Below are 23,249 nucleotides of genomic sequence, written 5' to 3'. Positions count from 1 at the left end.
GCGGGGGTGACGATCAGGCTTGGAAAACCGCGCCTTACTGCTTCTCGAAGGCGACGCTGATGTCGAGCTCGACTTCGTCCGAGACCGCGGGGATGCCGAAGACGATGCCGAAATCCGAGCGCTTGATCGTGGTCTCGGCCTCGAAGCCGACGGTTTCCTTCTTGTTGTAGGGATTGGTGCCCGCGCCGCTGAATTCGGCGTCGAGCGTTACTTCGCGCGTCACGCCGTTGAGCGTCAGGTCGCCGAGGATCTTGGCTTCCTGGCCGTCCACCGTCACCCGCTTGGAGACGAAGCGCGCATCGGCGGGGCTGGGGCCGAAGAAATCGGGTTTTTTGCCGGCCTCGGCGGGCTTGAGCAGGTGTTTGGTGAGGTCGGGGTTGGCCGTGGTTACCTTCGAGACGGGGAGAGTGATGTCCACCTTCGAAGCCGCGGGGTTCTTCGGATCGAGCGTCAGCGTGCCGGTCGCGTCGCCGAAGATGCCGAAATAGTCGTTGAAACCGAAGTGGCTGACGCGCCAGCCGACGAGCGTGTGGCTGGGATCGACGGCATAGGTGCCCGCGGCGACGCGGGCCGGGTCCTTGGCGCCGGGCACCTGGGCGGCCTGATAGGCGATGGCGGGCGTGGCGACGGCGAAGAAGGCCGCAAGGGCGATGGTGCGGATGCGCATCGGGGGGCTCCTGTTGCTTGAGGCGCGCAATCTGGCCGTCGGCCTCGACCGCGTCAAATCAGCCAAGGGGAAACGCAAGGTTTCAGTTCAGAAGGGACGGCTAGAGAAGGAGCTAACGCTTCCCACCAATCCTCGTCTGGTCGGCAAAAGGTCGGTCGCCAGTCGGTAAGTGGTCGGTGGCATGTCCTTTCGAACGCGCCTGCCGACGCCTTTGCTGTTCCTGCGTCCCTCGGTGGACTGCAGATGCGATCAGGAGGCATGTCATGAAGTCCATATCGATTGTGCTCGGCGCCGGGCTGGGCGCCGCGATCATCATCGGCGCCGCAAGCGCACAGGTAACGGATCCGCGGATCGTGGCCGAAATCGGCGTTCGCTACGACGATCTCGATCTCGATAGCGATGCCGGTGCGCGTGCGATGCTGGCCCGGCTCGACGTTGCCGCGACAAAGGCCTGCGGCGGCAAACCGTTCGGCGTCATGAGCAGGGATCATGTGGGAGTGGCAAAGGAACGCGAGTATCGCCGATGCAAGGCCGCGGCGATGGAGGGCAGCACGCTCGAGCTCGGCTCCCCGCGCGTTCGGGCCGCGTGGCTCGAAAAGCAATCGCCCGAGGTCGCTAAGCCGGCACAATCCCTCGGCGTGGGTGCTCGCTGACCTCAGACCGACCGGGGCCGCCATCTTCAAGCATCCGACGAGGCGCGCGGAGCCTCGTCGGATCGGACGTGCCAGCGGTGGTGACGATCCTTGATGCGATCGCCTGCGCCATCCCGGCGGCCACCATGTCCGGAAGCCGGCGCATCTCGCTGGCAGGCGTTTCGAAGACGCGCGAATAGACCGTGATGCGGCTGTCCACCCGATCCACCCGGGCGATTGCGCGCACCACGTCGCCCTCCCGCCGAACGCTGCCCGAGACGACATAGTCGGCCCCAAGCGCGCGCCCGATGTCGGCAGGATTGTTCTCGGCCCTGGCCGGCAGCGGCGCGATCGAGGCAAGCGGCATGCCTGCGCGGTTCAGCGCTGCGGCAGTCGCGGCGCCGATGCTCTTCCCGAACAGGTGCATCTCCTCGCCCGGGTTGAGGCTGGTAAAGGGAAGGACGGCAAAGGTGGGGGGAGAGGCCCGTTGCGTCATGCTGAAGCCGAGGACAGCGAGCAGGGCGAGAACCAGCCCCAGGCCGATCGCGACGAGCGCTACCCGCTTCCGCGATTGCCGCGGCATCTTGCGCTCAGCGCCGGCCATCTCGGTGAGGCGGTACCCCACCCGGGGGATCGTCTCGAGCGTCACGCCCTGCATGCGCTCGGTGAGCCGCCGCACCTTGGCGAGGCAGCGATTGATCGCGTCCTCGCCGACGATCCGCCCCTCCCAGCATTGCTGGATCAGCGCGTCGCGGCTCATCACCTCGCCGGGTCGACGGGCAAGCGCCACGAGCACCTGCATCACTCGGGGCTCCACCGTCTCGCGCGCGCCATCGAAGACGATCTCTCGAGACGACGGCTGCACCGTGGCGCCGCCGAGCGCGAAATCCGGCTCGCGGGCAAGATCGACCCGAAGAAGGTTCTGCATGTCGTTCATGCGGCTGAAGGCGGCATGGCCGGCCCCTGCCGGAAGTGGGTCTCGCGTGCGGAGCATCCTGGCATCGGTACGAATCCCACCAGAGTTTCGCTTCAGGATAGGGCGAAGCAGCGCGCGCAACAACTGCCAGGCGGTGGCGTGGGCGAGGCCGGGTGTTCGCGCCAACAAAAAGCCCCTCCGGTGAGGGAGGGGCTCTTCGTTTGCCTGTCGCCGGGCGCAGCGCCCGGCAGGATCAATTCTTGTCCTTGTCGACCAGCTTGTTGGCGCTGATCCACGGCATCATCGCACGCAGCTCGGTGCCGACCTGCTCGATCGGGTGCGCTGCGGCCGCCTTGCGCGATGCCTTGAGCTCGGGCTGGCCGGCGCGGTTGTCGAGGACGAAATCCTTGACGAAGCGGCCCGACTGGATGTCCGCCAGCACGCGCTTCATCTCGGCCTTGGTCTCGTCGGTGATGATGCGCGGCCCGGTCTTGATGTCACCGTACTCGGCGGTGTTCGAGATCGAGTAGCGCATGTTGGCGATGCCGCCCTCATAGAGCAGGTCGACGATCAGCTTGGTCTCGTGGAGGCACTCGAAATAGGCCATCTCGGGGGCATAGCCCGCCTCGACCAGCGTCTCGAAACCCGCCTGGATCAGGTGCGTGATTCCGCCGCACAGCACGGCCTGCTCACCGAACAGATCGGTCTCGCACTCTTCCTTGAAGTTGGTCTCGATGATGCCCGAGCGGCCGCCGCCGACGCCCGATGCATAGGCGAGCGCCACGTCGTGCGCGTTGCCGGTCGAATCCTGATGGATCGCGATCAGGCACGGCACGCCGCCGCCGCGCACATATTCGCTGCGCACGGTGTGGCCGGGACCCTTGGGCGCGATCATGATCACGTCGATGTCCGCGGGCGGCTCGATCAGGCCGAAATGGACGTTGAGACCATGTGCGAAGGCGAGCGCGGCGCCGGGCTTCATGTTGCCCTTGAGGTCCGCGTCCCAGATGCCGGCCTGATGCTCGTCGGGGGCGAGGATCATCAGGATGTCGGCCCAGCCGGCCGCTTCCTTGTTGCTCATCACCTTGAAGCCGGTATCCTCGGCCTTCTTCGCCGAGGCCGATCCGGGGCGAAGCGCGATCGCGACTTCCTTGACGCCGCTGTCGCGCAGGTTCTGCGCATGGGCATGGCCCTGCGAACCATAGCCGAGGATGGCGATCTTCTTTCCGGTGATCAGGTTCAGATCGGCATCGCGATCGTAGTAGACACGCATTTTTTCCGCTTTCCTTTCTGTCGTCATCCCCGCGGAAGCGGGGATCCATCTCCTGCCGTTTGATCTTGCCGAACCCGCAGGAGATGGTCCCCCGCTTTCGCGGGGGTGACGGGTTGGTTGGTGTGAACTCTAGGCCGCGTCTTTTCCGCGGGAAATCGCCACCACGCCGGTGCGCGCGACCTCGACCAGGCCGACCTCGCGCATCAGCTCGACGAACTTGTCGATCTTCTCGGTGCCGCCGGTGACTTCGAACACGAAGCTCGAGATCGTCGCGTCCACCACGCGGGCGCGATAGACTTCGGCGAGGCGCAGCGCCTCGATCCGGTGATCCCCCGTACCCGCGACCTTCACCAGCGCCAGCTCGCGCTCGACGTGCGGGCCGAAGGCAGTGAGGTCGGTCACCTTGTGCACCGGCACCAGCCGTTCGAGCTGGGCGATGATCTGCTCCATCACCGGCGCCGAGGCCGAAGTGACGATGGTGATGCGGCTGATGAGATTGTCGTCGGTGATCTCGCTCACCGTCAGACTCTCGATGTTGTAGCCACGCGCGGTGAACAGGCCCGCGATTCGGGCGAGGATGCCCGGCTCGTTGTCCACGATCACGGCGAGCGTGTGCCGCTCCTGGTTTTCTTCCTTGATGTGCATGTGCTTAGACCAGCGCCTTGGCTTCGTCGTCCATCTCGCCGGAGACTTCGGCGGCCTGGAGGAGCATTTCGGTGTGCGCCGCGCCCGACGGGATCATCGGGAAGCAGTTGGCGAGCTTGGCCACCCGGCAATCGACCAGCACCGGCCCGTCATAGGCCAGCATTTCGGCAATACCGGGTTCCAGCTCCTGCCGGCCCTCGATCTTGATACCCTTCCAGCCATAGGCCTCGGCGAGCTTCACGAAATCGGGGAGCGCATCGCTGTAGCTCTCCGAATAGCGCGACTGATAGGTCAGCTCCTGCCACTGGCGGACCATGCCCATATATTCGTTGTTCAGGATGAAGATCTTGACCGGCAGGCGATATTGGGTCGCGGTCGCCAGCTCCTGGATGTTCATCTGGATCGAAGCCTCGCCGGCGATGTCGATCACCAGCGCATCGGGGTTGCCGAGCTGCGCGCCGATCGCGGCGGGCAGGCCATAGCCCATGGTCCCAAGGCCTCCGCTCGTGAGCCATTTGTTGGGCACCTCGAACCCGAAATGCTGCGCGGCCCACATCTGGTGCTGGCCCACTTCGGTGGAGATGATCGGTGCGCGGTCCTTGGTCGCCTCATAGAGCGCGCGGATCGCCCGCTGCGGCATGATCGCGTCCTTGCGGTCCTCGAAATCGAGACAGCGCTTGGCACGCCAGCCGTTGATCCGGCTCCACCATTCGGTGAGGTCGGGCTTGGGATGGCTCCGCGCCTTCCAGCTTTCGATCATCGCGGCGAGCGCCTTGCCCACGTCGGCGATGATCGGCAGATCGACGCGGACATTCTTGTTCACACTCGACCGATCGATGTCGATGTGCACTTTCCGCGAGTTCGGCGCAAAGGCGTCGAGCCGGCCGGTGACACGATCGTCGAAGCGCGAGCCGAACGCGATGATCAGGTCCGCCTTGTTCATCGCCCAATTGGCTTCGTAGGTGCCGTGCATGCCGAGCATGCCCAGCCACTGGTCCGAAGAGGCGGGGAAGGCGCCCAGGCCCATCAGCGTCGAGGTGACCGGCGCGCCGGTGAGCGCGGCGAGCTCGCGCAGCAGCCGCGTGGCCTCGGGTCCCGAGTTGATGATCCCGCCGCCGGTGTAGAATATCGGGCGCTCGGCCGCGGCGAGCATGTCGACCGCTTCCTGGATCTTCGCCGCGTCGGGCTCAGTCTGCGGGCGATAGGTCTTGTGCTGGATCGGCCCCGGCGCCTCGTAGCGCGCGGTGGCGACCTGCACGTCCTTGGGGATGTCGATCACCACCGGGCCGGGGCGGCCCGAAGTAGCGATGTGGAACGCCTCATGGACGATGCTGCCCAGCCGCTCGGGCGATTTCACCAGATAATTGTGCTTGGTGCAGTGGCGCGTGATGCCCACTGTGTCGGCTTCCTGGAAGGCGTCGGTGCCGATGAGGGCGGTCGGCACCTGGCCGGTGATCACCACCATCGGGATCGAGTCCATCAGCGCGTCGGTGATGCCGGTGACGGCGTTGGTCGCGCCGGGGCCCGAGGTGACCAGCACCACGCCGGGCTTGCCGGTCGAGCGGGCATAGCCCTCGGCGGCGTGAGTCGCGGCCTGCTCGTGGCGCACCAGGATGTGCTTGATCCGGTCCTGCTTGAACAGCGCGTCGTAGATCGGAAGCACCGCGCCGCCGGGATAGCCGAACACGACTTCCACACCGAGGTCGCTCAACGCCTCGATCAGGATGTCTGCTCCGCTCTTCTCGACCACTGGAACCTCCATTGCTGCAACGCACATAACATTGCCGGAGCGGCGCTGCTACCGGTACGAAAACTGCGCGTCAAGCCTTATTGCGGTAATTTTGTTTCGAATTGTTCGAGTAGTTTGTTGGTTTCTGTCTCGCCCGTGCGCTTCCAGTGCTCAGGCGGCTGGCGGCGGAACCAGGTGTATTGCCGCTTGGCATATTGGCGCGTCGCGGCCGCACCCTCGGCAACGGCAGCCTCGCGCTCGATCTCGCCCCGCAGCATCGCCCCTACTTCGGGCACCCCGATCGCACGGAGCACGGGAGCATCGGCGGGTATGTCGGTGCGCGCCAGCAGCGCTCGCACTTCGTCTTCCGCCTGCGCGACCATCGTCACGAACCGCCGGTCGATGCGCTCGCCGAGCCATTCGCGGTCGGGCAGCAGGACGAGCGCAGCAAGACGGATATCGCTGCCGATCCCGCCTTCGCGGTGCGTCTGCCAGTCGCCGATCGTCTGCCCCGTCGAGCGCACCACTTCCAGCGCCCGCGCCACTCGGCTCGTGTCGGTGGGCCGCAGGCGCGCCGCGGATTCGGGATCGGCCAGTGCGAGCGCGGCGTGCGCCTCGGCCACCGGCAGCGCGCGCACGGCTTTGCGCACATCGGGGTCGATCTCGGGCACCGGCGCGATGCCGTCGATCAGCGTGCGCAGGTACATGCCGGTGCCGCCTACCAGGATCGGCAGGCGGCCTTGCTCGTGCGCCTCGGTGATCGCCGCGCGCGCCTCGGCTGCCCAGCGCGCCGCCGAATAGGCGTCCGCGCCGTCGACATGGCCGAACAGCCGGTGCGGCGCGCGCAGCTCCTCCTCGCGCGTCGGCCGCGCCGTCAGCACCCGCAGATCGGCGTAGACCTGCATCGAATCGGCGTTGATCACCGTGCCGCGGTGCCTCTCGGCGAGCGCGAGCGCGAGAGCGGACTTGCCGCTCGCGGTCGGCCCTGCGATGAGCGCCACCGTTGGGAGGTCGGTCATCGCCCAACCTCCGTTCGCCCTGAGCTTGTCGAAGGGCGGATCTCCGATCGTGCCGCGGGCGAAGCAAAGAAGGGCGCTTCGACAAGCTCAGCGCGAACGGGGAGAGGGCGGTCCTTCAGCAAGGGGTTGAATGTGTTCATCGCGACGCTTGTAGCAGAGGGGCTCGCCGCAGGGCAGCTTTCGGAAGCAGCGGACCGGCTCGCCGCCGTGGGTTGTGCGCCCGGCACGCCGGTCTGGCTCGATGAGGGTAGGGCAGCCGACCTGCGTTTCGCATCGAACCCGCAAGCCGCGCGCGGCGCGCTGGAAGGGGTTTTCCCCGCCGCCGACGTGATCGTCCAGCCTGCGGAAGACCGCGCGAAGAAGCTGCTCGTGGCGGACATGGATTCGACGATGATCACCGTCGAATGCATCGACGAGCTCGCCGACTATGCGGGGATCAAGCCACAGATTGCCGAGGTCACCGAGCGGGCAATGCGCGGCGAGCTTGATTTCGCGGAAGCGCTCGACGCGCGTGTGGCGCTGCTCAAGGGGCTCGGCGCAGACGCGATCGATCGCTGCCTCGCCGAGCGAGTAAAGTTGATGCCGGGCGCGCGCACGCTGGTGCAGACGATGAAGGCGAACGGCGCGCGGACGGTCCTGGTATCCGGCGGCTTCACGCGCTTCGCCGAACCGGTCGGCGAGCAGATCGGCTTCGATCGAGTGATCGCCAACGAGCTGCTGATCGACGCCGATGCGCTGACCGGCGCGGTCACCAAGCCGATCGTCGATTCCTCCACCAAGGAACGCACTTTGCTCGGCGCGATGACGGAGTTCGGCATTCCCGCGTCCGCGACGCTGGCAGTCGGCGACGGCGCCAACGATCTTGCGATGATTCGCCAAGCGGGTCTGGGCGTCGCCTACCACGCCAAGCCGATCGTAGCCGCCGCGGCGGGTGCGCGGATCGACCACAACGATCTCACCGCGATGCTCTATGCGCAGGGTATCCCGCGCGCAGACTGGGCGAGGGGCTGAGGCCTCAGCCCGCTTCGAAAGTCACCACGATCGAATCGGCACTGCGCTCCTTGGGCGAGCCGTGGTGGACCGCTTCGATGTTGTTGCCGTCCGGATCGAGCAGGAAAGCCCCGTAATAGCCGGGATGATAGGCGCGCTCGCCGGGCGCGCCATTGTCGCGCCCGCCCGCCGCCAGTCCGGCCTCGTAGAAGGCGTCGACCGTGGCGCGGTCGCGGGCCTGGAAAGCGATGTGGTGCCGGCCGGTAAGCTCGCCTGCCGCTGCCTCGCTGTCGGGCGTCGAGACGAAGAGTTCGTCCACCCAGAAGAAGTCGTCGCCGCTTCCGGAAAGCGGGATGTCCAGCGCGTCGAATACCGCCTCGTAGAAGCGCCGGCTCGCCGGAAGATCGCGTACCACCAGCTGGATATGATCGATCAGCCGGCCGAGATGCATTTGCTGAGTTGCCATGGCAGCCACTCCGTCGGTTGCCCCCCCGACGTCTAACGCACTCCCTTGCCAAAGGTGTACGTCAGCGCGAGCCCGGCCGAGAACTGATCGGCCGAGCCGAACGCATCGACGACGGGCGAGTCCGCGGCATCGTCGAGCAGCCTTTCATATTTGGCATAGCTCGTGACACCCCAGCGCGTCGTGAACTGATATTGGGCGCCGACCGTCGCCGCGACCGAATAGAGGCCGCCGCCGGGATCGTAGAGGGGAAGTCCTGTCGCGGCGGACTCGCGCGGGTTCACCCCGAAATAGGCCTGCTGATAATTTTGATCGGCGAAAGTCACGCGCGGACCGACCGACACCAGCCAATCGTCTCCGTCGCGTGCAACGAGATCGAAGCCGGCATCGCCGACCCAGCCTTCGTGCCCGTTGACGCCCCTACGCGCGTCGATCCGGAAGCGGAACCCAGGGGTGAGCCAATATTGGGCGAAGCCGCCCAGCTCGACGGTAACATCTACTTCGTCCAGGTCCGCACCGACTTCTTCACGCTTGCGGCCGCCCTCGATGTGGAACGCCGGGCCGACCTCGAAACCGTTGGCGCGCACCAGCGGGAACCCGGCGGCCTCGTCCGGCGCCTCGAAGTCGAACGGCTTGTCGCCGCGCGTCATCGAGAAATCGATGAAGGGCTGGAGGATGAGCTTGTCCGAGCCGGGGTAGTTCGGCACGAACTGCGGGCCCGCCCCGACCCGGAAGCGTCGCGGCTCCTTGGTTTCGGTCCTGCTTTCCGCTTCGTCGTCGGACGACTGCGCGAATGCGGGATTGAGGGCGAGGAGCGAAGAGGCGAGGGCCGCACAGGCCAGAGTTGCTTTGATCATCGCGCGAAGAACGACGCCCCCCGGATTTTGTTGCGAGTGCGCACCAAGTTATTCGATATTCCAGGAATTTGCAATTTTCCGCGGAATCGCAACGATATCCCGATTTCGCAGGTGCGGCAGGCCTGTCCCGGCGTGACACGCATTAACCTATTCTTATCCGCCACCATGCAAAACCGGACACTGCATTCGGCAACGTTCGAGGGGATTCATGCGCGTTCTGGCGATGGCATCGCAGAAGGGCGGGTCCGGCAAGACCACGTTGAGCGGGCACCTTGCGGTGCAGGCTCAGCTGGCTGGCCAGGGACCCGTGGTCCTGATCGACATCGATCCGCAAGGCTCGCTGTCCGACTGGTGGAACGAGCGGGACACCGAGTTTCCGGCGTTCGCGCAGACCACGGTCGCGCGGCTCGCGGCGGATCTCGAAGTATTGCGGCAGCAGGGCTTCCGCCTTGCGGTGATCGATACGCCGCCTGCCATCACCATGGCGATCCAGAGCGTGATCCAAGTCGCCGAGCTGGTGGTGATCCCGACACGGCCGAGTCCGCACGATCTTCGCGCAGTCGGCGCCACGGTCGATCTGTGCGATCGCGCCGGCAAGCCGCTGATCTTCGTCGTCAACGCCGCCACGCCCAAGGCGCGGATCACTTCCGAAGCCGCGGTCGCGCTTTCACAGCACGGCACGGTGGCGCCGATCACGCTCCACCATCGCACCGATTTTGCGGCCTCGATGATCGACGGCCGCACGGTGATGGAGATCGATCCCAACGGCAAATCCTCTGCCGAAGTCGCCGCGCTCTGGTCTTATGTGAACGATCGGCTGGAGAAGAACTTCCGCCGCACCGTGTTCGCGGCACCCGCGGCACCGGTCAGCCACTTCGGCGCTGGACGTCCGGCCGGCGGCTTCGGCCGCCGTGTCATGAGCTGAGGGAGGGCGGCATGATCAGCAAGCCTATCGCTTCGCTCTCCTCGGGCCTGCTCGCGCGCAAGGGGCAGGCGCGTCCTGCCATGCGCCCGCAGGGCTTCGTGGGCATGAACCCTGCGCCCTCGGTCGACGATCTCGGCTGGGACGACATGGGAGACGGAATGGCATCGCACACTCCGCGCCCGGTCGCGGTAGGGCCGACCCCCAGCGTCCAGGTCGGCAAGCCGGTGGTTCTCCGCCAGCTCGAGGCACTCGACGAGCAGCTAGCGAGCGCGGAAGCGCGCCCCGAGCCTGCTCCGCGGCCCGCACCGATCGAGATCAAGCCGGTTCCGGACGGCGCGCTCGCCCGCGTCGCGCGCGAAGTCGCGGCCAAGAAGGGTAAGGCGGCCTTCACGCTTCGGCTCGACCAGGAGCGTCATCTGCGGCTGCGGCTCGCATCGGCCGTCAGCGGCCGTTCTGCGCAGCAGCTCGTGACTCAGGCGCTCGACCAGTTTCTAGCAACACTCGACGAAGTCGAGGCGCTCGCGGTGCAGCTCGGGCAGGTTCAGGACAATGCTTAAGGAAGTGAAGATGAACAGCCGCACCATGCTCAAGCTGGGGCTTTCGGCCCTGGTCCTGGGCGGCGTCACCGTCACCGGGGCCGCCACCCAGAGTATCGCGCTTTCGGCCTTCGCCGCTTCCGGGGCGAACGCCAAAAAGGCAGCGTCGGAGGCCAAGCAGGCGCGCAAGGCGCTGGCGCAGCGCAAGGGCGACAAGGCCGTGCAGCACGCCGAGCTCGCGGTCGCCAACGATCCGAGCAACGCCGAATATCGCGCAATGCTGGGGCAAGCCTATCTGCTCGCCGGCCGCTTCACCTCGGCCGCCCAGGCACTCACCGACGCGCTGACGCTCGATTCCGAAAACGGCGGCGTCGCGCTCAACCTCACGCTCGCCAAGATCGCGCAGGGCGACTGGGCCGGCGCGCGTGCAACGCTTCAAGCCAATGCCGATCGCATCCCCGCGAGCGATCGCGGGCTGGCTTTCGCGCTCGCAGGCGATCCGGTCGCGGCTGTCGAGATTCTCGCGCCTGCGGTGCGCGACCCCTCGGCGACGGCCAAGACGCGGCAGAACCTTGCGCTCAGCCTGGCGCTCTCGGGCCGCTGGCGCGAAGCCACCCAGATCGCCGCGATGGACGTGCCGCCGGACCAGCTCCCGGCGCGGATCATGGAATGGGCCGCCTTCGCGCGTCCCGCCAACGCCTATGACCAGGTGGCGTCGCTGCTCGGCGTCCGCCCGATCGCCGATGCCGGCCAGCCGGTGGCGCTCGCACTCGCGCAGCAGCCCAACATCGCCGTTGCCGCCGTGGCCCCGGCCACCGATCCCGTCGACGCCTATATGCCCGCCGCACCCGCGCAGCAGGCAGCCGTCGAAGCGCCAGCCCAGACGGCTCCCGAGCCGCAGCAGGTCGCCGGCACCGGCCCGCAGGTCGTGTTCGGCCCGCGCGCCGAAGTCGTCCAGGCGGTTCCGGCGGCAGTCCGCCCACAGCCGGCTCCGGTCCGCGTCGCATCGGCGCCGCCGCAGCCCGCCCGCGCGGCTCCGGCCAAAGCCGCGGCGCCTGCGAAGCGCGTCGCCGGCAATCACTATGTCCAGCTCGGCGCCTATGCCAATGCCGCGGTCGCCCGCGATGCCTGGGTCCGCTACACGCGCCGCCTGCCTGCCCTCGGCGGGGAGACACCGCAGGGTGCGCAGGTCTCGACGCAGGCCGGCACTTTCTACCGGCTCTCGGTCGGCGGCTTCGCGCGCGCCGATGCGGATGCGCTGTGCCGCCAGGTCAAGGCCGGCGGCGGCAGCTGCTTCGTCCGCGTCGCGGCGGGCGACACCGTCGCAAGCTGGGTCAAGCCGGCCCGCGCGCAGGTCGCGGCGCGCTAATAGATTTCCTGCTATCGGAACGGAGGGCCGAGGTTGCGACGCCTCGGCCCTTTTTCATTGGGATTGTCCGGACTGAATCAGGCTCGCCCTCCAAACAGGAGAGCCAGGAAGCGCAAAACCGCGAGGCCTATTACCGCTACCAAGCTGATCGCGGCGTAAAGGATTGGCGCAATCAACAACCCGAGCCCCACTCCGCTGAGCTCACAGTCGTAAAATGCGGCCAGGCTCGTCGTAGACACCCAGGCGACGATGGCGACGAGCGCGACAAATGCTGATGCAATCCAAAACGTGCGGTCCCGCTCATTCTTCGAGACCAACCACGCGATCATGAACGGAGACAAGGGGATCAAACCCAAGAGGGCGATGAACAGTGCGTCCGCTGAAAATTGCTGAACTGTTTTACGGGCCAACTCACCGAAAGGCATTTCCCCAACCTGGAGGTAGGGGCGGCTGCCGTTCACGGAAGCGGCAAGATTTTCGAAGCACGCATCGAAGTCGACGCTGACGACAAGGGAGTGTGTCGTCAGAAAAATTGAAAGCGCGAGCGAGAAAAGAAGCAGCAAGATGCCCTGATTCTTTCTCCCGCTCATCGCTGAACTCCCGATTTGGTCCGATCTCAATCTACCGGCGTTCCGCCCTTGAACAGGCGCAGCACCTTGCCTTGAACCGGCAGGCCGTCGAACGGCGTGTTGCCGGCGCGTCCGGCCATGTCGTTCTCGCGGATCACCCAGGGTGTGTCGGGATCGAGCACGATCAGATCGGCGGGGCTGCCGGGTTCGAGTGTTCCCGTCGCGAGCCCGAGCACCCGGGCGGGGTTGCGCGCCAGCAGCGCGAACAGCCGCTCGACCGATACGATTTCGTCGCGGACCAGCCCGAGCGAAAGCGCGAGCAGCGTCTCGGCGCCCGACATGCCCGGCTCGGAATCGGCGAAGGGCAGGCGCTTGGCCTCGGGCCCGCGCGGATCGTGGCCGGAGGCGATCACGTCGATCGTCCCATCCTTGACGGCGGCCAGCGCCGCCTGACGATCGCTCTCGGCACGCAGCGGCGGCGAGAGATGCGCATAGGTGCGGAAATCGCTGACTGCGATGTCGGATAGCAGCAGGTGCGCCGGGGTGATGCCGCAAGTGACCGCCACGCCGCGCCGCTTGGCCGCGCGGATCAGCTCGAAGCCCGCCGCCGTGGTGACCTGACGGAAGTGAATCCGCGCGCCGGTCTCCTCGGCCAGCATCAGATCGCGCGCGATCGCCAGCGCCTCGGCAATCGCGGGCGCGGCGGGAAGCCCCAGCCGGGTCGCCGTTTCGCCAGCGGTGGCGACGGTACCTGCGGCAAGCCCGCCGTCCTCGGCATGCGCGATCACCGTCATCCCGCAGTCGTGCGCATAGGCGAGCACCTTGCGCATCGTCCCCGAGCAGCCGATCCAGCCGCGACCGGTGGCGACGGCGCGCGCGCCTGCGGAAGCGTTGATCGCCATCTCGCCGAGATCGGTTCCCGCCAGCCCGCGCGTGGCGGCCGACATCGGGTGCACCCAGAGCTGCGGCTTGCCCGAAAGCGCGGCGCGGCGGACGATGCCGGGATCGTCGAGCACCGGCGATTGATCGGGCATCAGCCCGACGCGCGCGATCCCGCCCGCGCGGCACGCCGCTTTGTCGACCGAGAACACCCCCAGGTCGACCAGCGCGGGCGCCAGCATCTTGCCTTTCAGGTCGATCTGCTGCGCGTCCGAGGGAATTTCGAACGTGCCGATCGCAGCGATGGTCTCGCCGTCCGCGAGCAGCCCGCCGGCGGTGACGCCGCCTTGCGGGCAAACCAGCGTCGCGTTGAGGAAGGCGGTTTTCATGCGCGTGCTCCCCAAATCGTCACCCCCGCGAAAGCGGGGGCCCATCTCGGAGAGAAGTCGCGGGGCACCGCCGTCGTATTTGTGGCACGTGCAGGAGATGGGCCCCCGCTTTCGCGGGGGTGACGGGGAAGGGAACGGGAGTACCGGATATGCTTCATGCCCAGCCCTCCACGCCGCGCGCCCGTCTGGTGAGCACGTCCAGGCACGCCATGCGCACCGCCACGCCCATCTCCACCTGCTCGGTGATCGCGCTGCGGGTCGGATGATCGGCGACGCTCGATTCGATCTCAACGCCGCGGTTCATCGGCCCGGGGTGCATCACCAGCGCATCGGGCTTGGCGCGCGCCAGCCGCTCGGGCGTGAGGCCGTAGCGCATGTGGAACTCGCGGGTGGAGGGAATGTAGCCGCCCGCCATCCGCTCGTTCTGGACGCGGAGCATCATCACCACGTCGGCGCCCTCGAGCGCCGCGTCGAAATCGGTATAGGGCGTCACGTACATCCGCTCGATCGCCGGGGGCATCAGCGTCGAAGGCGCCACGACGCGCACCTCGGCGGCGAGCGCGGTGAGCGCGAGCATGTTCGAGCGCGCGACGCGGCTGTGGAGGATGTCGCCGCAGATCACCACGCGCTGCCCCGCGACGCTCCCGCGGCGGCGGCGGATGGTGAGCGCATCGAGCAGCGCCTGGGTCGGGTGCTCGTGCCAGCCGTCGCCTGCGTTGAGCACCGGGCAGTCGACTTTGTCGGCGATGAGCTGGACCGCGCCCGAGCTCATGTGGCGGATCACGATCACGTCGGCGCGCATTGCGTTGAGCGTCATCGCGGTGTCGATCAGCGTCTCGCCCTTCTTCACGCTCGACTGGGCGGCGTGCATGTTGACGACGTCGGCGCCGAGACGCTTCCCCGCGATCTCGAACGACAGCAAGGTCCGCGTCGAATTCTCGAAGAAGGCGTTGATCTGGGTGATGCCTTCGAGCCGCTTGTCGCTCTTTGCGTGGGTGCGGTTCGCCTCCACCCAATGCTCGGCCTCGTCGAGCAGGAAGACGATCTCGTGCGGCTGGAGTCCCGCGATGCCGGTGAGATGCCGGTGCGGGAAGGCGGCGCGGCCGGGAAGCTGGGCCGCGGGGCTGTGATCGGATGCTTGCATTAAAGCTGCGGCCTAGACCCGGCGGCGCGGCTGCGCAAGGGAGCCGCAGCGGACTTCGCCCGTTCGGCGGATGCAGGCAGGAGGAAGAAGGATTGAAACACGCAATCGCGCTCGCTCTGGCGGCAATCGCAGCCTCCGCAGCCGCACAGACGGTGCCGCTGGGCGCAAACCTCGAGCGGTTCGAATATCCCTATCCGGTCCGCTGGTTCGAGACGCGCTCGCAGGGTGAAGCCGTGCGCATGGCCTATCTCGACGTGGCGCCGACTGCTGCCGCCAACGGCGAGACGGTGGTGCTGCTCCACGGCAAGAATTTCTGCGCCGCGACGTGGGAGGCGACGATCCGCGCGCTCGCGGGACGCGGCTATCGCGTGATCGCGCCCGACCAGATCGGCTTCTGCAAATCCTCCAAGCCCGCCGGCTACCAATACAGCTTCCACGCGCTCGCCGCGCTCACGCAGGGGCTGCTCGACAAGGCGGGTGCGGGCAGGGTCACGCTCGTCGGCCATTCGACCGGCGGCGTGCTCGCGGTACGCTTCGCCTTGCTCTTCCCGGAACGGGTGCAGCGGCTGGTGCTGGTCAATCCGCTCGGCCTCAACGACACGCTGGCCGAGGGCGTGCCCTACGCCGACGTCGGCAAGCTGCGCGAGGAGGAGGCGAAGACCGATGCGGCATCGATCAAGGCCTATCAGCTCCGCACCTATTATGACGGCAAATGGCGCCCCGAATACGACCGCTGGGTGGCGATGCTCGCGGGCCAATATGCCTCTCCCGACGGCGACGTGGTGCGCGACGCCCAGGCGCGGCTCTCCGACATGATCCAGACCCAGCCGGTGGCAGCCGAACTGGGGCAGGTGGCTGCGCCGACGACGCTGATCATCGGCCAGCGCGACCTCACTGCGTTCCGTGCGAACACTGCGCCGGAGGCGGTGCGCGCCCAGGTCCGCAAGGTGCCGCAGGCGGCAGAAGAAGCCGTGAAGCGGTTCCGGCAGGCGCAGCTCGTGCGCCTGCCGGCGCTCGGTCATTCGCCGCAGGTCGAGGACCCCGCGACATTCCATGCGACGTTGTTCGGCGCCCTCAGGCGTTGACCAGCGCGTCGATCGCGGCCTGCAGAATGTGCGCCGCGGCTATGTTGTCGATCATCTCGGCGCGGCGGGCGCGGCTGAAATCCTGCTCGATCAGCGTGCGCTCGACCGCGACGGTCGACCAGCGCTCGTCCCACAGCAGGATCGGCAGTCCCATGTCGTCGAGGTTGCGGGCGAAGGCGCGGGTCGACTGGGTTCGCGGCGAATCGCTGCCATCGAGGTTGAGCGGGAGCCCGATCACCAGCCCCTTCACGCCTTGCGCGCCGATCAGCTCGGTCAGCGCAGCCCTGTCCTTGGTGAACTTGGTCCGCCGGATCAGCTGCGCGGGGCTGGCGAAGCTCCAGCCTGCGTCGCACAGCGCGGTGCCGATCGTCTTGGTGCCCACGTCGAGCCCCAGCAGCCGCCCGCCGCCGGGCAGCGCTGCGCGGAAGTCGGCGGGGGCGGTGGTGATCACGGCTTGAACGCGGCGAGCCGGCGCTCGGCGTCCTTGCGGACGTTCGCCCAGAACATGCTGTAGTCGTAGACGTGGTAGTTGTTGCCCGGCTGGAGCACATAGGGGCCCATGTCGGGCGGGTTCGATCCGATCAGCAGAAAGCCGCGGCCGTCGCATCGTGCGGGGACGAAATGCGGCACCAGCGCTGCGGTCTTGAGATCCTTCGACGGCAGCAGGCCGCCCAGATTGGCTTCGGCCGGGGCCGAGTCGCCCGGCTTGCCGGTGAGCGGATTGATGCAGAGCAGGGGTGTCTTCGCGCGCGGCTTGCCGGTGAATCCGGTCGAGGCATCGAAAGTATCGGTGACCAGCACCGGATCGGCGGGCTCGCCGAAGCTCTGCCACGAGAGGATGCACCCGGCCTCGTCCGGACCGGTGCAGGCGGGGAGCCCCATCCGCGGCAGGTCCGCAGTCAGCGATACCGGCCAGCCGACAACATAGGCGGCGGCGATCCGGCGCGCGATCGGCTTGCCCGCCACGCGATCGACGAGCAGCCGCGAGAGGTGCAATGCGCCCTGGCTGTGCCCGGCGAGGATGATCGGCCGCTCGCCCGCTTCGGCCACGAACTGGTCGAACGCGGCGAGCACGTCGCGATAGGCGAAGTCGAGCGCCTGCTGCGCCTGCGACCTGCTCGTCAGGAAGGCGCCGAAGGTCGCCTGGCGATAGCGGGGCGCCCAGACCGCGCCGACCGAATTGAACGCGCTCGCCTGCCCGCGCAGGAACAGCGCAGCGCGGTGGTTCGCCTCGACATTGTCGAGGGGGGCGTTCCACCGCGTTGAATCGAGGAACGAAGTCGGGTGGATGAAGAACACCGCCGCCTGGGGCGCGGACGCCGCGACCTGCCCTTCGGGGACCCACAAAGCGGGGTTGCCCGGCTTGTCCGGCCGCGCGATCCACATGTCGGCGCGCGCATAGGCGTTGCGCTCGGGCGGCGGCAGCGCGACGACGTTGCCGGCAGGCACCAGGAACTGGCGCATCAGCTGCACGCCATAGAAGCGATAGGCGAACATGGTGGCGAGCGCGAGCACGATCAGGACAGCCACGACATAGAGGAATTTCCGGGCCAAGCCCAATCTCCATTGTGCAATGCAGCATAAACGGGGTGTGTTGCAACCGCGTTCCCGTGGCGCACGCTTGTGAAGGATGCAACTGCATTGACGCGCAGGGGCGGGCGGGGGAGGGTGTGGTCCGTCCAGGGGGAAGGCGAGAGTTCGGTCGTGCTCAGCAAAGCCTCAGCTTTTGCTCATGGCAGGTCGCCCGCTTTCGTCCATGTCCGGGGACGACAAGCGGAGGGAGACGGCGATGGATGCGGATCAGGCATCGAAGGACGATGATTTCACGGAGGAGTCGGCCTGGCCCCTGCGCCCTCTGCTGCTCGCCGGGCTGGGCCTGGCGACAGGGCTGATCTTTCACTGGATCCTCGGCAACCGGTTCGAGAGCAGTGTCGAGGCATGGCGCGCGGCGCTGTTGGCGGGCGTGACGCTCGGTGCCGCGCTGATCGGCTTCACGATCGAACGGCGGCTGTGGTGGGCATCGATCCTGTTTTCGCTCGCCGTCGCGCTGGTCGGAGGGCTGGTGATCTACTGGAACGGCGCGCCCGGCGGCTGGGGATCGGGTGAGGGCTGGCGCACGATCAGCCTGCTGCTCGCGGTCGCGATCGCCGCGCCGCTGTTCCAGGCCGCGCAGGACGAGGGCGCCCGGCGTTTTCCCTATGCGAGCGTCCATGATCACGCCTGGACCAATGTGGTGCTGTGGTGCGCCTGCTGGCTTTTCGTCGCGATCGTCCTGGCGCTCTCGTGGCTACTCGCGTCGCTTTTCGACCTTATCAAGATCGATCTGCTGCGGCGCCTGCTCGAGAAGGAATGGTTCTGGCGCGCGCTGGTGGGCCTCGCTTTCGGCGCGGGGCTGGGGCTGCTGCGCGAGAACGACGGTGTCGTTCGGCTGCTCCAACGCGTGGTTGCGACGGTGCTGTCGGTGCTGGCGCCGGTGCTCGGCGTGGGGCTCGCGCTGTTCCTGCTCGCACTGCCCTTCACCGGACTTCAGGCGCTGTGGGACGCCACCAGCGCGACTACGCCGATCCTGCTCGGCTGCGTGATCGGCGCGCTGATCCTCGCGAACGCCGTGATCGGCAACATGCCTCAGCACGAGCGCCGCTTCCCGCTGCTCCGCTACGGCGCGATGCTGCTCGCGGCAGTAGTGCTTCCGCTCGCTATCATCGCAGCGATCGCGACCGGGCTGCGCATCGGCCAATACGGCTTCACGCCCGAGCGGCTGTGGGCGGTAGTGTTCGTCGCGCTCGCCTGTCTCTATGGCGCGGCCTATCTCGCGGCCCTGGTCCTCGGGCGGCTCGGCTGGGCGGGGCGGGTGCGGCCGATGAACCTCACGCTCGCGTTCGTCACCTGCGGACTCGCGCTGCTGCTCGCGACGCCGCTGATCAGCTTCAACGCCATCTCGACTCGCGACCAGCTTGCGCGGCTCGAATCAGGCAGGGTGACGCCCGACCGGTTCGACTGGCGAGCGCTGGCCTTCGACTTCGGCGAGCCCGGCAAGGCCGCGCTCAAGCGGCTCCAGGCTTCGGCCAACTCGCGGATCCGCACGCTCGCGGCCGATGCCGCAAAGGCCGAGACGCGCTGGCAAGTCGCCGAGGCGGGGAGGCTGGAAGAAAACCGCCAGCGGATCATCCGGAACCTGCGCCTGCTGCCGGCGGGTCAGCCGGCGCCACCGGGCCTGATCGATGCACTGGCAAAGAACAGCGATTGTATCGGAAACGCGCGCTGCACCATCCTGCTGATGCAGGCAGATCAGGCGATCCATCTACAGGACTTCTGCTTCGAACAGCCGACTGGCGCGCCAGTCGGTGCGACGGCGTCCTTGTCCTGTACGATCCAACGCTATGAATTGGTCGATGGCAGATGGCAGGCTGCGGAAGCTGAGCGGCCGACCAAGCTCGACCAGCGCCAGCGAGCGGCCCTCGAGGCCGCCTTCGCGGCCGGACAGGTCGAGATCCGCACCGTTCCGCGTCGTCAAGTGTTCGTCGGCGGGATTCCGGTGGGTCAGCCGTTCGAATAGCGTTGCGCGCGCGGCAGGGGGGATGCTAGCCGCGCCCCCATGTCCGTAGACACTGCAACCGTGAAGAAGGTGGCGAGCCTCGCCCGGATCGCGATCAGCGATGCCGATGCCGAGCGTCTCGCGCCCGAGCTCAACAACATCCTCGGCTGGATCGAGCAGCTCGGCGAGGTCGACACCTCCGCCGTCGAGCCGATGACCGCCGTCATCCCCAACAAGCTTCGCCTGCGCGAGGACGTGGTGACCGAAGGCGCCCAGCGCGACGCGGTCCTCGCCAATGCGCCGCAGGGCGAGCACGGCTTCTTCACCGTGCCGAAGGTGGTCGAATGACCGCCAATCCCTCCGTTCGCCCTGAGCCTGTCGAAGGGCGCCTCTCCACCCGCGACGAAGCTTGCGGCAATGCGTGCTTCGACAAGCTCAGCACGAACGGGAATGTGAAGTGACCAAGATCACCGATCTCGGCGTCGCGGGGTTGCGCGACGGTTTTCGCGCCGGGGAGTTCTCGGCGCGCGAAGTCGCCGAAGCGTTCAACGCGGCGGTCAGCGGCGCCAGGGCGCTCAACGCCTTCATCGTCGAAACCCCCGAGCACGCGCTCGCCGCCGCCGATGCCGCCGACAAGGCGCGCGCCGCGGGCGAGGCGCCCAAGCCGCTCGCCGGCGTGCCGATCGGAATGAAGGATCTGTTCGCCACCAAGGGCGTCCAGACCACTGCCGCCAGCCACATCCTGGAGGGCTTCACGCCGGTCTATGAGTCGACTGTCTCCGGCCGGCTGTGGGAAGCGGGCGCGGGCATGCTCGGCAAGCTCAACATGGACCAGTTCGCGATGGGCTCGTCCAACGAGACCTCATACTTCGGCAACGTGATCTCGCCCTGGCGGCGGGACGGCGGCGACAATGCTCCGCTCGCGCCGGGCGGCTCGTCGGGCGGCAGCTCGGCAGTGGTCGCGGCACGGATCGCGCCGGGCGCGACGGGCACCGACACCGGCGGCTCGATCCGCCAGCCCGCGGCCTTCACCGGCATCTCCGGGATCAAGCCCACCTATGGCCGCTGCTCGCGCTGGGGCGTGGTCGCCTTCGCCTCGTCGCTCGACCAGGCCGGGCCGATGGCGCGCGACGTGCGCGACTGCGCGATCCTGCTCGAGAACATGGCCGGGTTCGATCCCAAGGACTCGACGTCGCTCGACCTGCCCGTGCCCAAGTGGGAGGCGAGCCTCTCGGCCGACCTCAAGGGCAAGCGGATCGGCATCCCCAAGGAATACCGCGTCGACGGCATGCCCGCCGAGATCGAGGCGCTGTGGCAGCAGGGCATCGACTGGCTGAAGGATGCCGGCGCCGAGATCGTCGAGGTCTCGCTCCCGCACACCAAATATGCGCTTCCGGCCTATTACATCATCGCGCCCGCGGAGGCCTCGTCGAACCTCGCGCGCTATGACGGTGTCCGCTACGGCCTGCGCGAGCTCGCCGATGGGCAGAACCTCCAGGAAATGTACGCTGCCACGCGCGCCGCGGGCTTCGGCGACGAGGTCAAGCGCCGCATCCTGATCGGCACCTACGTCCTCTCCGCGGGCTTCTACGACGCCTATTACACCCAGGCGCAGAAGGTCCGCGCGCTGATCGCGCGCGACTTCGACAATGCCTGGGCACAGTGCGACCTGCTGCTGACCCCGACCGCACCCTCGGCGGCGTTCGCGCTGGGCGAGAAGTCGGCCGATCCGCTGGCGATGTACCTCAACGATGTCTTCACGGTGCCGAGCTCGCTCGCGGGGCTCCCCGCGATGAGCGTGCCGGGCGGGCTCGACGCAGGCGGGCTGCCGCTGGGCCTTCAGATCATCGGCAAGCCGCTCGACGAGCAGGGCGTGCTCGATGCGGGCCTCGCGATCGAGCAGCGCGCGGGCTTCACCGCGCGGCCGGAGCAATGGTGGTAATGAGCGCACTCGATCCTCTCGCTGATGTGCTCGGCAGGATGATCGAATTCATAGCGCCGGTGCTTGAACGGCGGCGTCTGCGCAGAGATCGCGAGAAAGGGACGGCCAAGAACGTCCCGTCTGGAAAGACACAGAATGACTGAATCCACCTACCGCATCAAAGGCGACACCGGCGAATGGGAGGTCGTGATCGGCCTCGAGGTGCACGCGCAGGTCACTTCCAACGCCAAGCTATTCTCGGGCGCCGCGACCGAGTTCGGCGCCGAGCCGAACTCGCAGGTCAGCCTGATCGACGCTGCCATGCCCGGCATGCTGCCGACGCCCAACCGCGAGTGCATCCGCCAGGCGGTGCGCACCGGCATGGCGCTGGGCGCGGTGATCAACAAATGGTCGCGCTTCGATCGCAAGAACTATTTCTACGCCGATCTGCCCCAGGGCTATCAGATCAGCCAGCTCTATCACCCGCTGGTGGGCGAAGGGACGATCGAGATCGCCCTCGACGAGAAGAACCCCGACGCCGAGGTCAAGACGATCGGCATCGAGCGGATCCACGTCGAGCAGGACGCAGGCAAGCTGATGCACGATCAGCACCCGACGCGCTCCTATGTCGACCTCAATCGCGCGGGCGTCGCGCTGATGGAGATCGTGTCGAAGCCCGACATGCGCTCGCCGCAGGAAGCCGGGGCCTATCTCTCCAAGCTGCGCTCGATCCTGCGCTATGTGGGTAGCTGCGACGGCAACATGGATCAGGGCTCGATGCGCGCCGACGTCAACGTCAGCGTCCGCAAGCCCGGCGAGCCCTTCGGCACGCGCACCGAGACCAAGAACGTCAACTCCGTCCGCTTCGTCATGCAGGCGATCGAGACCGAGGCGCGCCGCCAGGTCGAAGTGCTCGAAAGCGGCGGGCGGATCGTCCAGGAAACGCGCCTGTTCGATCCCGATCGCGGCGAGACGCGGTCGATGCGCTCGAAAGAAGACGCGCACGACTATCGCTATTTCCCCGATCCCGATCTGCTCCCGCTAGAGCTCGACGAAACTTTCCTCGAGGAATGCCGGCAGAGTCTGCCCGAGCTGCCTGACGCAAAGCGCCGCCGCTACGAGCAGGAACTGGGCCTCAGCGCCTACAACGCCGCGACGCTGACCGCGGACGCGGACACCGCGCGCTGGTTCGAAGCGCTGCTCGCGGAGAGCGCACGCGTCCAGAAGAAGGGCGAGACCGAAGTCGCCCGCGCCGCCGCCAACTGGCTGCTCTCGGATCTGTACGGCGCGCTCAATCGCCTGAACAAGGATCTCGACACCAGCCCGGTGAGCCCCGAGCAGGGCGCCGAGCTGCTCGCGCTGGTCGCCGACGGCACGCTCTCGGGCACGCTCGGCAAGCAGGTGTTCGAGATCATGCTCGAAACCGGCGACGCGCCGGCGAAGATCGTCGAGGAGCGCGGGCTCAAGCAGACCAGCGACACCGGCGCGATCGAGGCCGTGATCGCCGAGGTTCTGGCGAAGAACCCCGGCCAGCTGGAGCAGTATCGCGGCGGCAAGGAAGCCCTGTTCGGCTTCTTCGTCGGCCAGACGATGAAGGCGATGGGCGGCAAGGCCAACCCGGCGGTGGTCAACGAACTGCTCAAGAAAGCACTCGCAGGCTGATCTCGCTGGCGCGCCCCGCTGTAGGGCGTCGAACGACTGCGATT

At 67.4% G+C, this 23,249-nt stretch carries 23 protein-coding genes; 10 read left to right on the top strand and 13 right to left on the bottom strand.

What is annotated here, in order from left to right; genetic code table 11:
* Positions 1 to 34 precede the first annotated feature (34 nt).
* Positions 35 to 667 carry a YceI family protein gene (locus ACMGDH_RS11615; protein ID WP_436828083.1) on the bottom strand — a complete coding sequence of 211 codons (633 nt, stop codon included), beginning with the start codon at positions 665 to 667 and terminating at the stop codon, positions 35 to 37.
* A gap of 263 nt (positions 668 to 930) precedes the next feature.
* Here ACMGDH_RS11615 and ACMGDH_RS11610 point away from each other — a divergent pair, with 263 nt between their 5' ends.
* On the top strand, positions 931 to 1,320 hold the full coding sequence (locus ACMGDH_RS11610; RefSeq protein ID WP_436828082.1) for a UrcA family protein: 390 nt from the start codon (positions 931 to 933) through the stop codon (positions 1,318 to 1,320).
* Here ACMGDH_RS11610 and ACMGDH_RS11605 read toward each other — a convergent pair.
* From ACMGDH_RS11605 to miaA, 5 genes are all read right to left on the bottom strand, one after another.
* On the bottom strand, positions 1,283 to 2,293 hold the full coding sequence (locus ACMGDH_RS11605; RefSeq protein WP_436828081.1) for a winged helix-turn-helix domain-containing protein: 1,011 nt from the start codon (positions 2,291 to 2,293) through the stop codon (positions 1,283 to 1,285). The genes ACMGDH_RS11610 and ACMGDH_RS11605 overlap by 38 nt on opposite strands.
* A gap of 175 nt (positions 2,294 to 2,468) precedes the next feature.
* Positions 2,469 to 3,488, bottom strand: coding sequence for a ketol-acid reductoisomerase (ilvC, locus tag ACMGDH_RS11600; protein ID WP_436828080.1), 1,020 nt, complete (start codon positions 3,486 to 3,488; stop codon positions 2,469 to 2,471).
* Between the two features lie 129 nt (positions 3,489 to 3,617).
* Positions 3,618 to 4,133 carry an acetolactate synthase small subunit gene (ilvN, locus tag ACMGDH_RS11595; RefSeq protein ID WP_436828079.1) on the bottom strand — a complete coding sequence of 172 codons (516 nt, stop codon included), beginning with the start codon at positions 4,131 to 4,133 and terminating at the stop codon, positions 3,618 to 3,620.
* Between the two features lie 4 nt (positions 4,134 to 4,137).
* On the bottom strand, positions 4,138 to 5,883 hold the full coding sequence (locus ACMGDH_RS11590) for an acetolactate synthase 3 large subunit (RefSeq protein ID WP_436828078.1): 1,746 nt from the start codon (positions 5,881 to 5,883) through the stop codon (positions 4,138 to 4,140).
* 77 nt (positions 5,884 to 5,960) lie between these two features.
* The gene (gene miaA / locus ACMGDH_RS11585; RefSeq protein ID WP_436828077.1) at positions 5,961 to 6,881 is read right to left on the bottom strand and encodes a tRNA (adenosine(37)-N6)-dimethylallyltransferase MiaA; all 921 of its coding nucleotides are present in this window, start codon (positions 6,879 to 6,881) and stop codon (positions 5,961 to 5,963) included.
* Between the two features lie 132 nt (positions 6,882 to 7,013).
* On the opposite strand from miaA, the gene serB reads away from it, so the two are divergent.
* Positions 7,014 to 7,892, top strand: a complete 879-nt coding sequence (serB, locus tag ACMGDH_RS11580) for a phosphoserine phosphatase SerB (protein WP_436828076.1) — start codon at positions 7,014 to 7,016, stop codon at positions 7,890 to 7,892.
* Between the two features lie 4 nt (positions 7,893 to 7,896).
* On the opposite strand, the gene ACMGDH_RS11575 is transcribed toward serB, so the two are convergent.
* Together ACMGDH_RS11575 and ACMGDH_RS11570 are read right to left on the bottom strand one after the other, a co-directional pair.
* Positions 7,897 to 8,337, bottom strand: a complete 441-nt coding sequence (locus ACMGDH_RS11575; RefSeq protein ID WP_436828075.1) for a VOC family protein — start codon at positions 8,335 to 8,337, stop codon at positions 7,897 to 7,899.
* A 32-nt stretch (positions 8,338 to 8,369) separates the two neighbouring features.
* Positions 8,370 to 9,191 (bottom strand): MipA/OmpV family protein, encoded by an 822-nt coding sequence (locus ACMGDH_RS11570; RefSeq protein ID WP_436828074.1) that lies wholly within the window; start codon positions 9,189 to 9,191, stop codon positions 8,370 to 8,372.
* A 208-nt stretch (positions 9,192 to 9,399) separates the two neighbouring features.
* Here ACMGDH_RS11570 and ACMGDH_RS11565 point away from each other — a divergent pair, with 208 nt between their 5' ends.
* The 3 genes from ACMGDH_RS11565 to ACMGDH_RS11555 are packed head-to-tail and all read left to right on the top strand — an operon-like array spanning position 9,400 to position 12,021.
* Positions 9,400 to 10,116 carry an AAA family ATPase gene (locus ACMGDH_RS11565; protein ID WP_436828073.1) on the top strand — a complete coding sequence of 239 codons (717 nt, stop codon included), beginning with the start codon at positions 9,400 to 9,402 and terminating at the stop codon, positions 10,114 to 10,116.
* A gap of 11 nt (positions 10,117 to 10,127) precedes the next feature.
* The gene (locus tag ACMGDH_RS11560) at positions 10,128 to 10,673 is read left to right on the top strand and encodes a hypothetical protein (RefSeq protein WP_436828072.1); all 546 of its coding nucleotides are present in this window, start codon (positions 10,128 to 10,130) and stop codon (positions 10,671 to 10,673) included.
* 10 nt (positions 10,674 to 10,683) lie between these two features.
* Positions 10,684 to 12,021, top strand: coding sequence for an SPOR domain-containing protein (locus tag ACMGDH_RS11555; RefSeq protein WP_436828071.1), 1,338 nt, complete (start codon positions 10,684 to 10,686; stop codon positions 12,019 to 12,021).
* A gap of 77 nt (positions 12,022 to 12,098) precedes the next feature.
* Here ACMGDH_RS11555 and ACMGDH_RS11550 read toward each other — a convergent pair whose 3' ends face one another.
* The 3 genes from ACMGDH_RS11550 to ACMGDH_RS11540 form a co-directional block, all read right to left on the bottom strand.
* The gene (locus ACMGDH_RS11550; protein ID WP_436828070.1) at positions 12,099 to 12,611 is read right to left on the bottom strand and encodes a hypothetical protein; all 513 of its coding nucleotides are present in this window, start codon (positions 12,609 to 12,611) and stop codon (positions 12,099 to 12,101) included.
* Between the two features lie 26 nt (positions 12,612 to 12,637).
* On the bottom strand, positions 12,638 to 13,858 hold the full coding sequence (locus tag ACMGDH_RS11545; protein ID WP_436828069.1) for a dihydroorotase: 1,221 nt from the start codon (positions 13,856 to 13,858) through the stop codon (positions 12,638 to 12,640).
* A 154-nt stretch (positions 13,859 to 14,012) separates the two neighbouring features.
* A complete protein-coding gene (locus ACMGDH_RS11540; RefSeq protein WP_436828068.1) occupies positions 14,013 to 15,002 on the bottom strand; it encodes an aspartate carbamoyltransferase catalytic subunit in 990 nt (329 codons plus the stop codon).
* Positions 15,003 to 15,094: 92 nt separating this feature from the next.
* Here ACMGDH_RS11540 and ACMGDH_RS11535 point away from each other — a divergent pair, with 92 nt between their 5' ends.
* The gene (locus ACMGDH_RS11535) at positions 15,095 to 16,087 is read left to right on the top strand and encodes an alpha/beta fold hydrolase (RefSeq protein ID WP_436828067.1); all 993 of its coding nucleotides are present in this window, start codon (positions 15,095 to 15,097) and stop codon (positions 16,085 to 16,087) included.
* Here the strand turns inward: ACMGDH_RS11535 and ruvX are convergent.
* Complete coding sequence (gene ruvX / locus ACMGDH_RS11530) at positions 16,077 to 16,538, bottom strand: Holliday junction resolvase RuvX (protein ID WP_436828066.1); 462 nt, start codon at positions 16,536 to 16,538, stop codon at positions 16,077 to 16,079. The two genes, ACMGDH_RS11535 and ruvX, sit on opposite strands and share 11 nt — an antisense overlap.
* Positions 16,535 to 17,641, bottom strand: a complete 1,107-nt coding sequence (locus tag ACMGDH_RS11525) for a DUF3089 domain-containing protein (RefSeq protein ID WP_436828065.1) — start codon at positions 17,639 to 17,641, stop codon at positions 16,535 to 16,537. Before ACMGDH_RS11525 ends, ruvX begins: the two co-directional genes overlap by 4 nt.
* A gap of 235 nt (positions 17,642 to 17,876) precedes the next feature.
* On the opposite strand from ACMGDH_RS11525, the gene ACMGDH_RS11520 reads away from it, so the two are divergent.
* The 4 genes from ACMGDH_RS11520 (at position 17,877) to gatB (ending at position 23,205) form a co-directional block, all read left to right on the top strand.
* Entirely contained in the window at positions 17,877 to 19,643 is a 1,767-nt protein-coding gene (locus tag ACMGDH_RS11520) for a DUF4153 domain-containing protein (RefSeq protein WP_436828064.1), read from the top strand.
* A 39-nt stretch (positions 19,644 to 19,682) separates the two neighbouring features.
* The gene (gatC, locus tag ACMGDH_RS11515; RefSeq protein WP_436828063.1) at positions 19,683 to 19,970 is read left to right on the top strand and encodes an Asp-tRNA(Asn)/Glu-tRNA(Gln) amidotransferase subunit GatC; all 288 of its coding nucleotides are present in this window, start codon (positions 19,683 to 19,685) and stop codon (positions 19,968 to 19,970) included.
* A gap of 109 nt (positions 19,971 to 20,079) precedes the next feature.
* Positions 20,080 to 21,564, top strand: a complete 1,485-nt coding sequence (gatA, locus tag ACMGDH_RS11510) for an Asp-tRNA(Asn)/Glu-tRNA(Gln) amidotransferase subunit GatA (protein WP_436828062.1) — start codon at positions 20,080 to 20,082, stop codon at positions 21,562 to 21,564.
* A 135-nt stretch (positions 21,565 to 21,699) separates the two neighbouring features.
* On the top strand, positions 21,700 to 23,205 hold the full coding sequence (gatB, locus tag ACMGDH_RS11505; protein ID WP_436828061.1) for an Asp-tRNA(Asn)/Glu-tRNA(Gln) amidotransferase subunit GatB: 1,506 nt from the start codon (positions 21,700 to 21,702) through the stop codon (positions 23,203 to 23,205).
* Positions 23,206 to 23,249 lie beyond the last annotated feature (44 nt).

Origin of the sequence: Sphingomonas radicis (assembly GCF_051400635.1) — a bacterium.
Classification (GTDB): Bacteria; Pseudomonadota; Alphaproteobacteria; order Sphingomonadales; family Sphingomonadaceae; genus Sphingomonas.
This window is presented reverse-complemented; position numbering and strand designations above follow the sequence as displayed.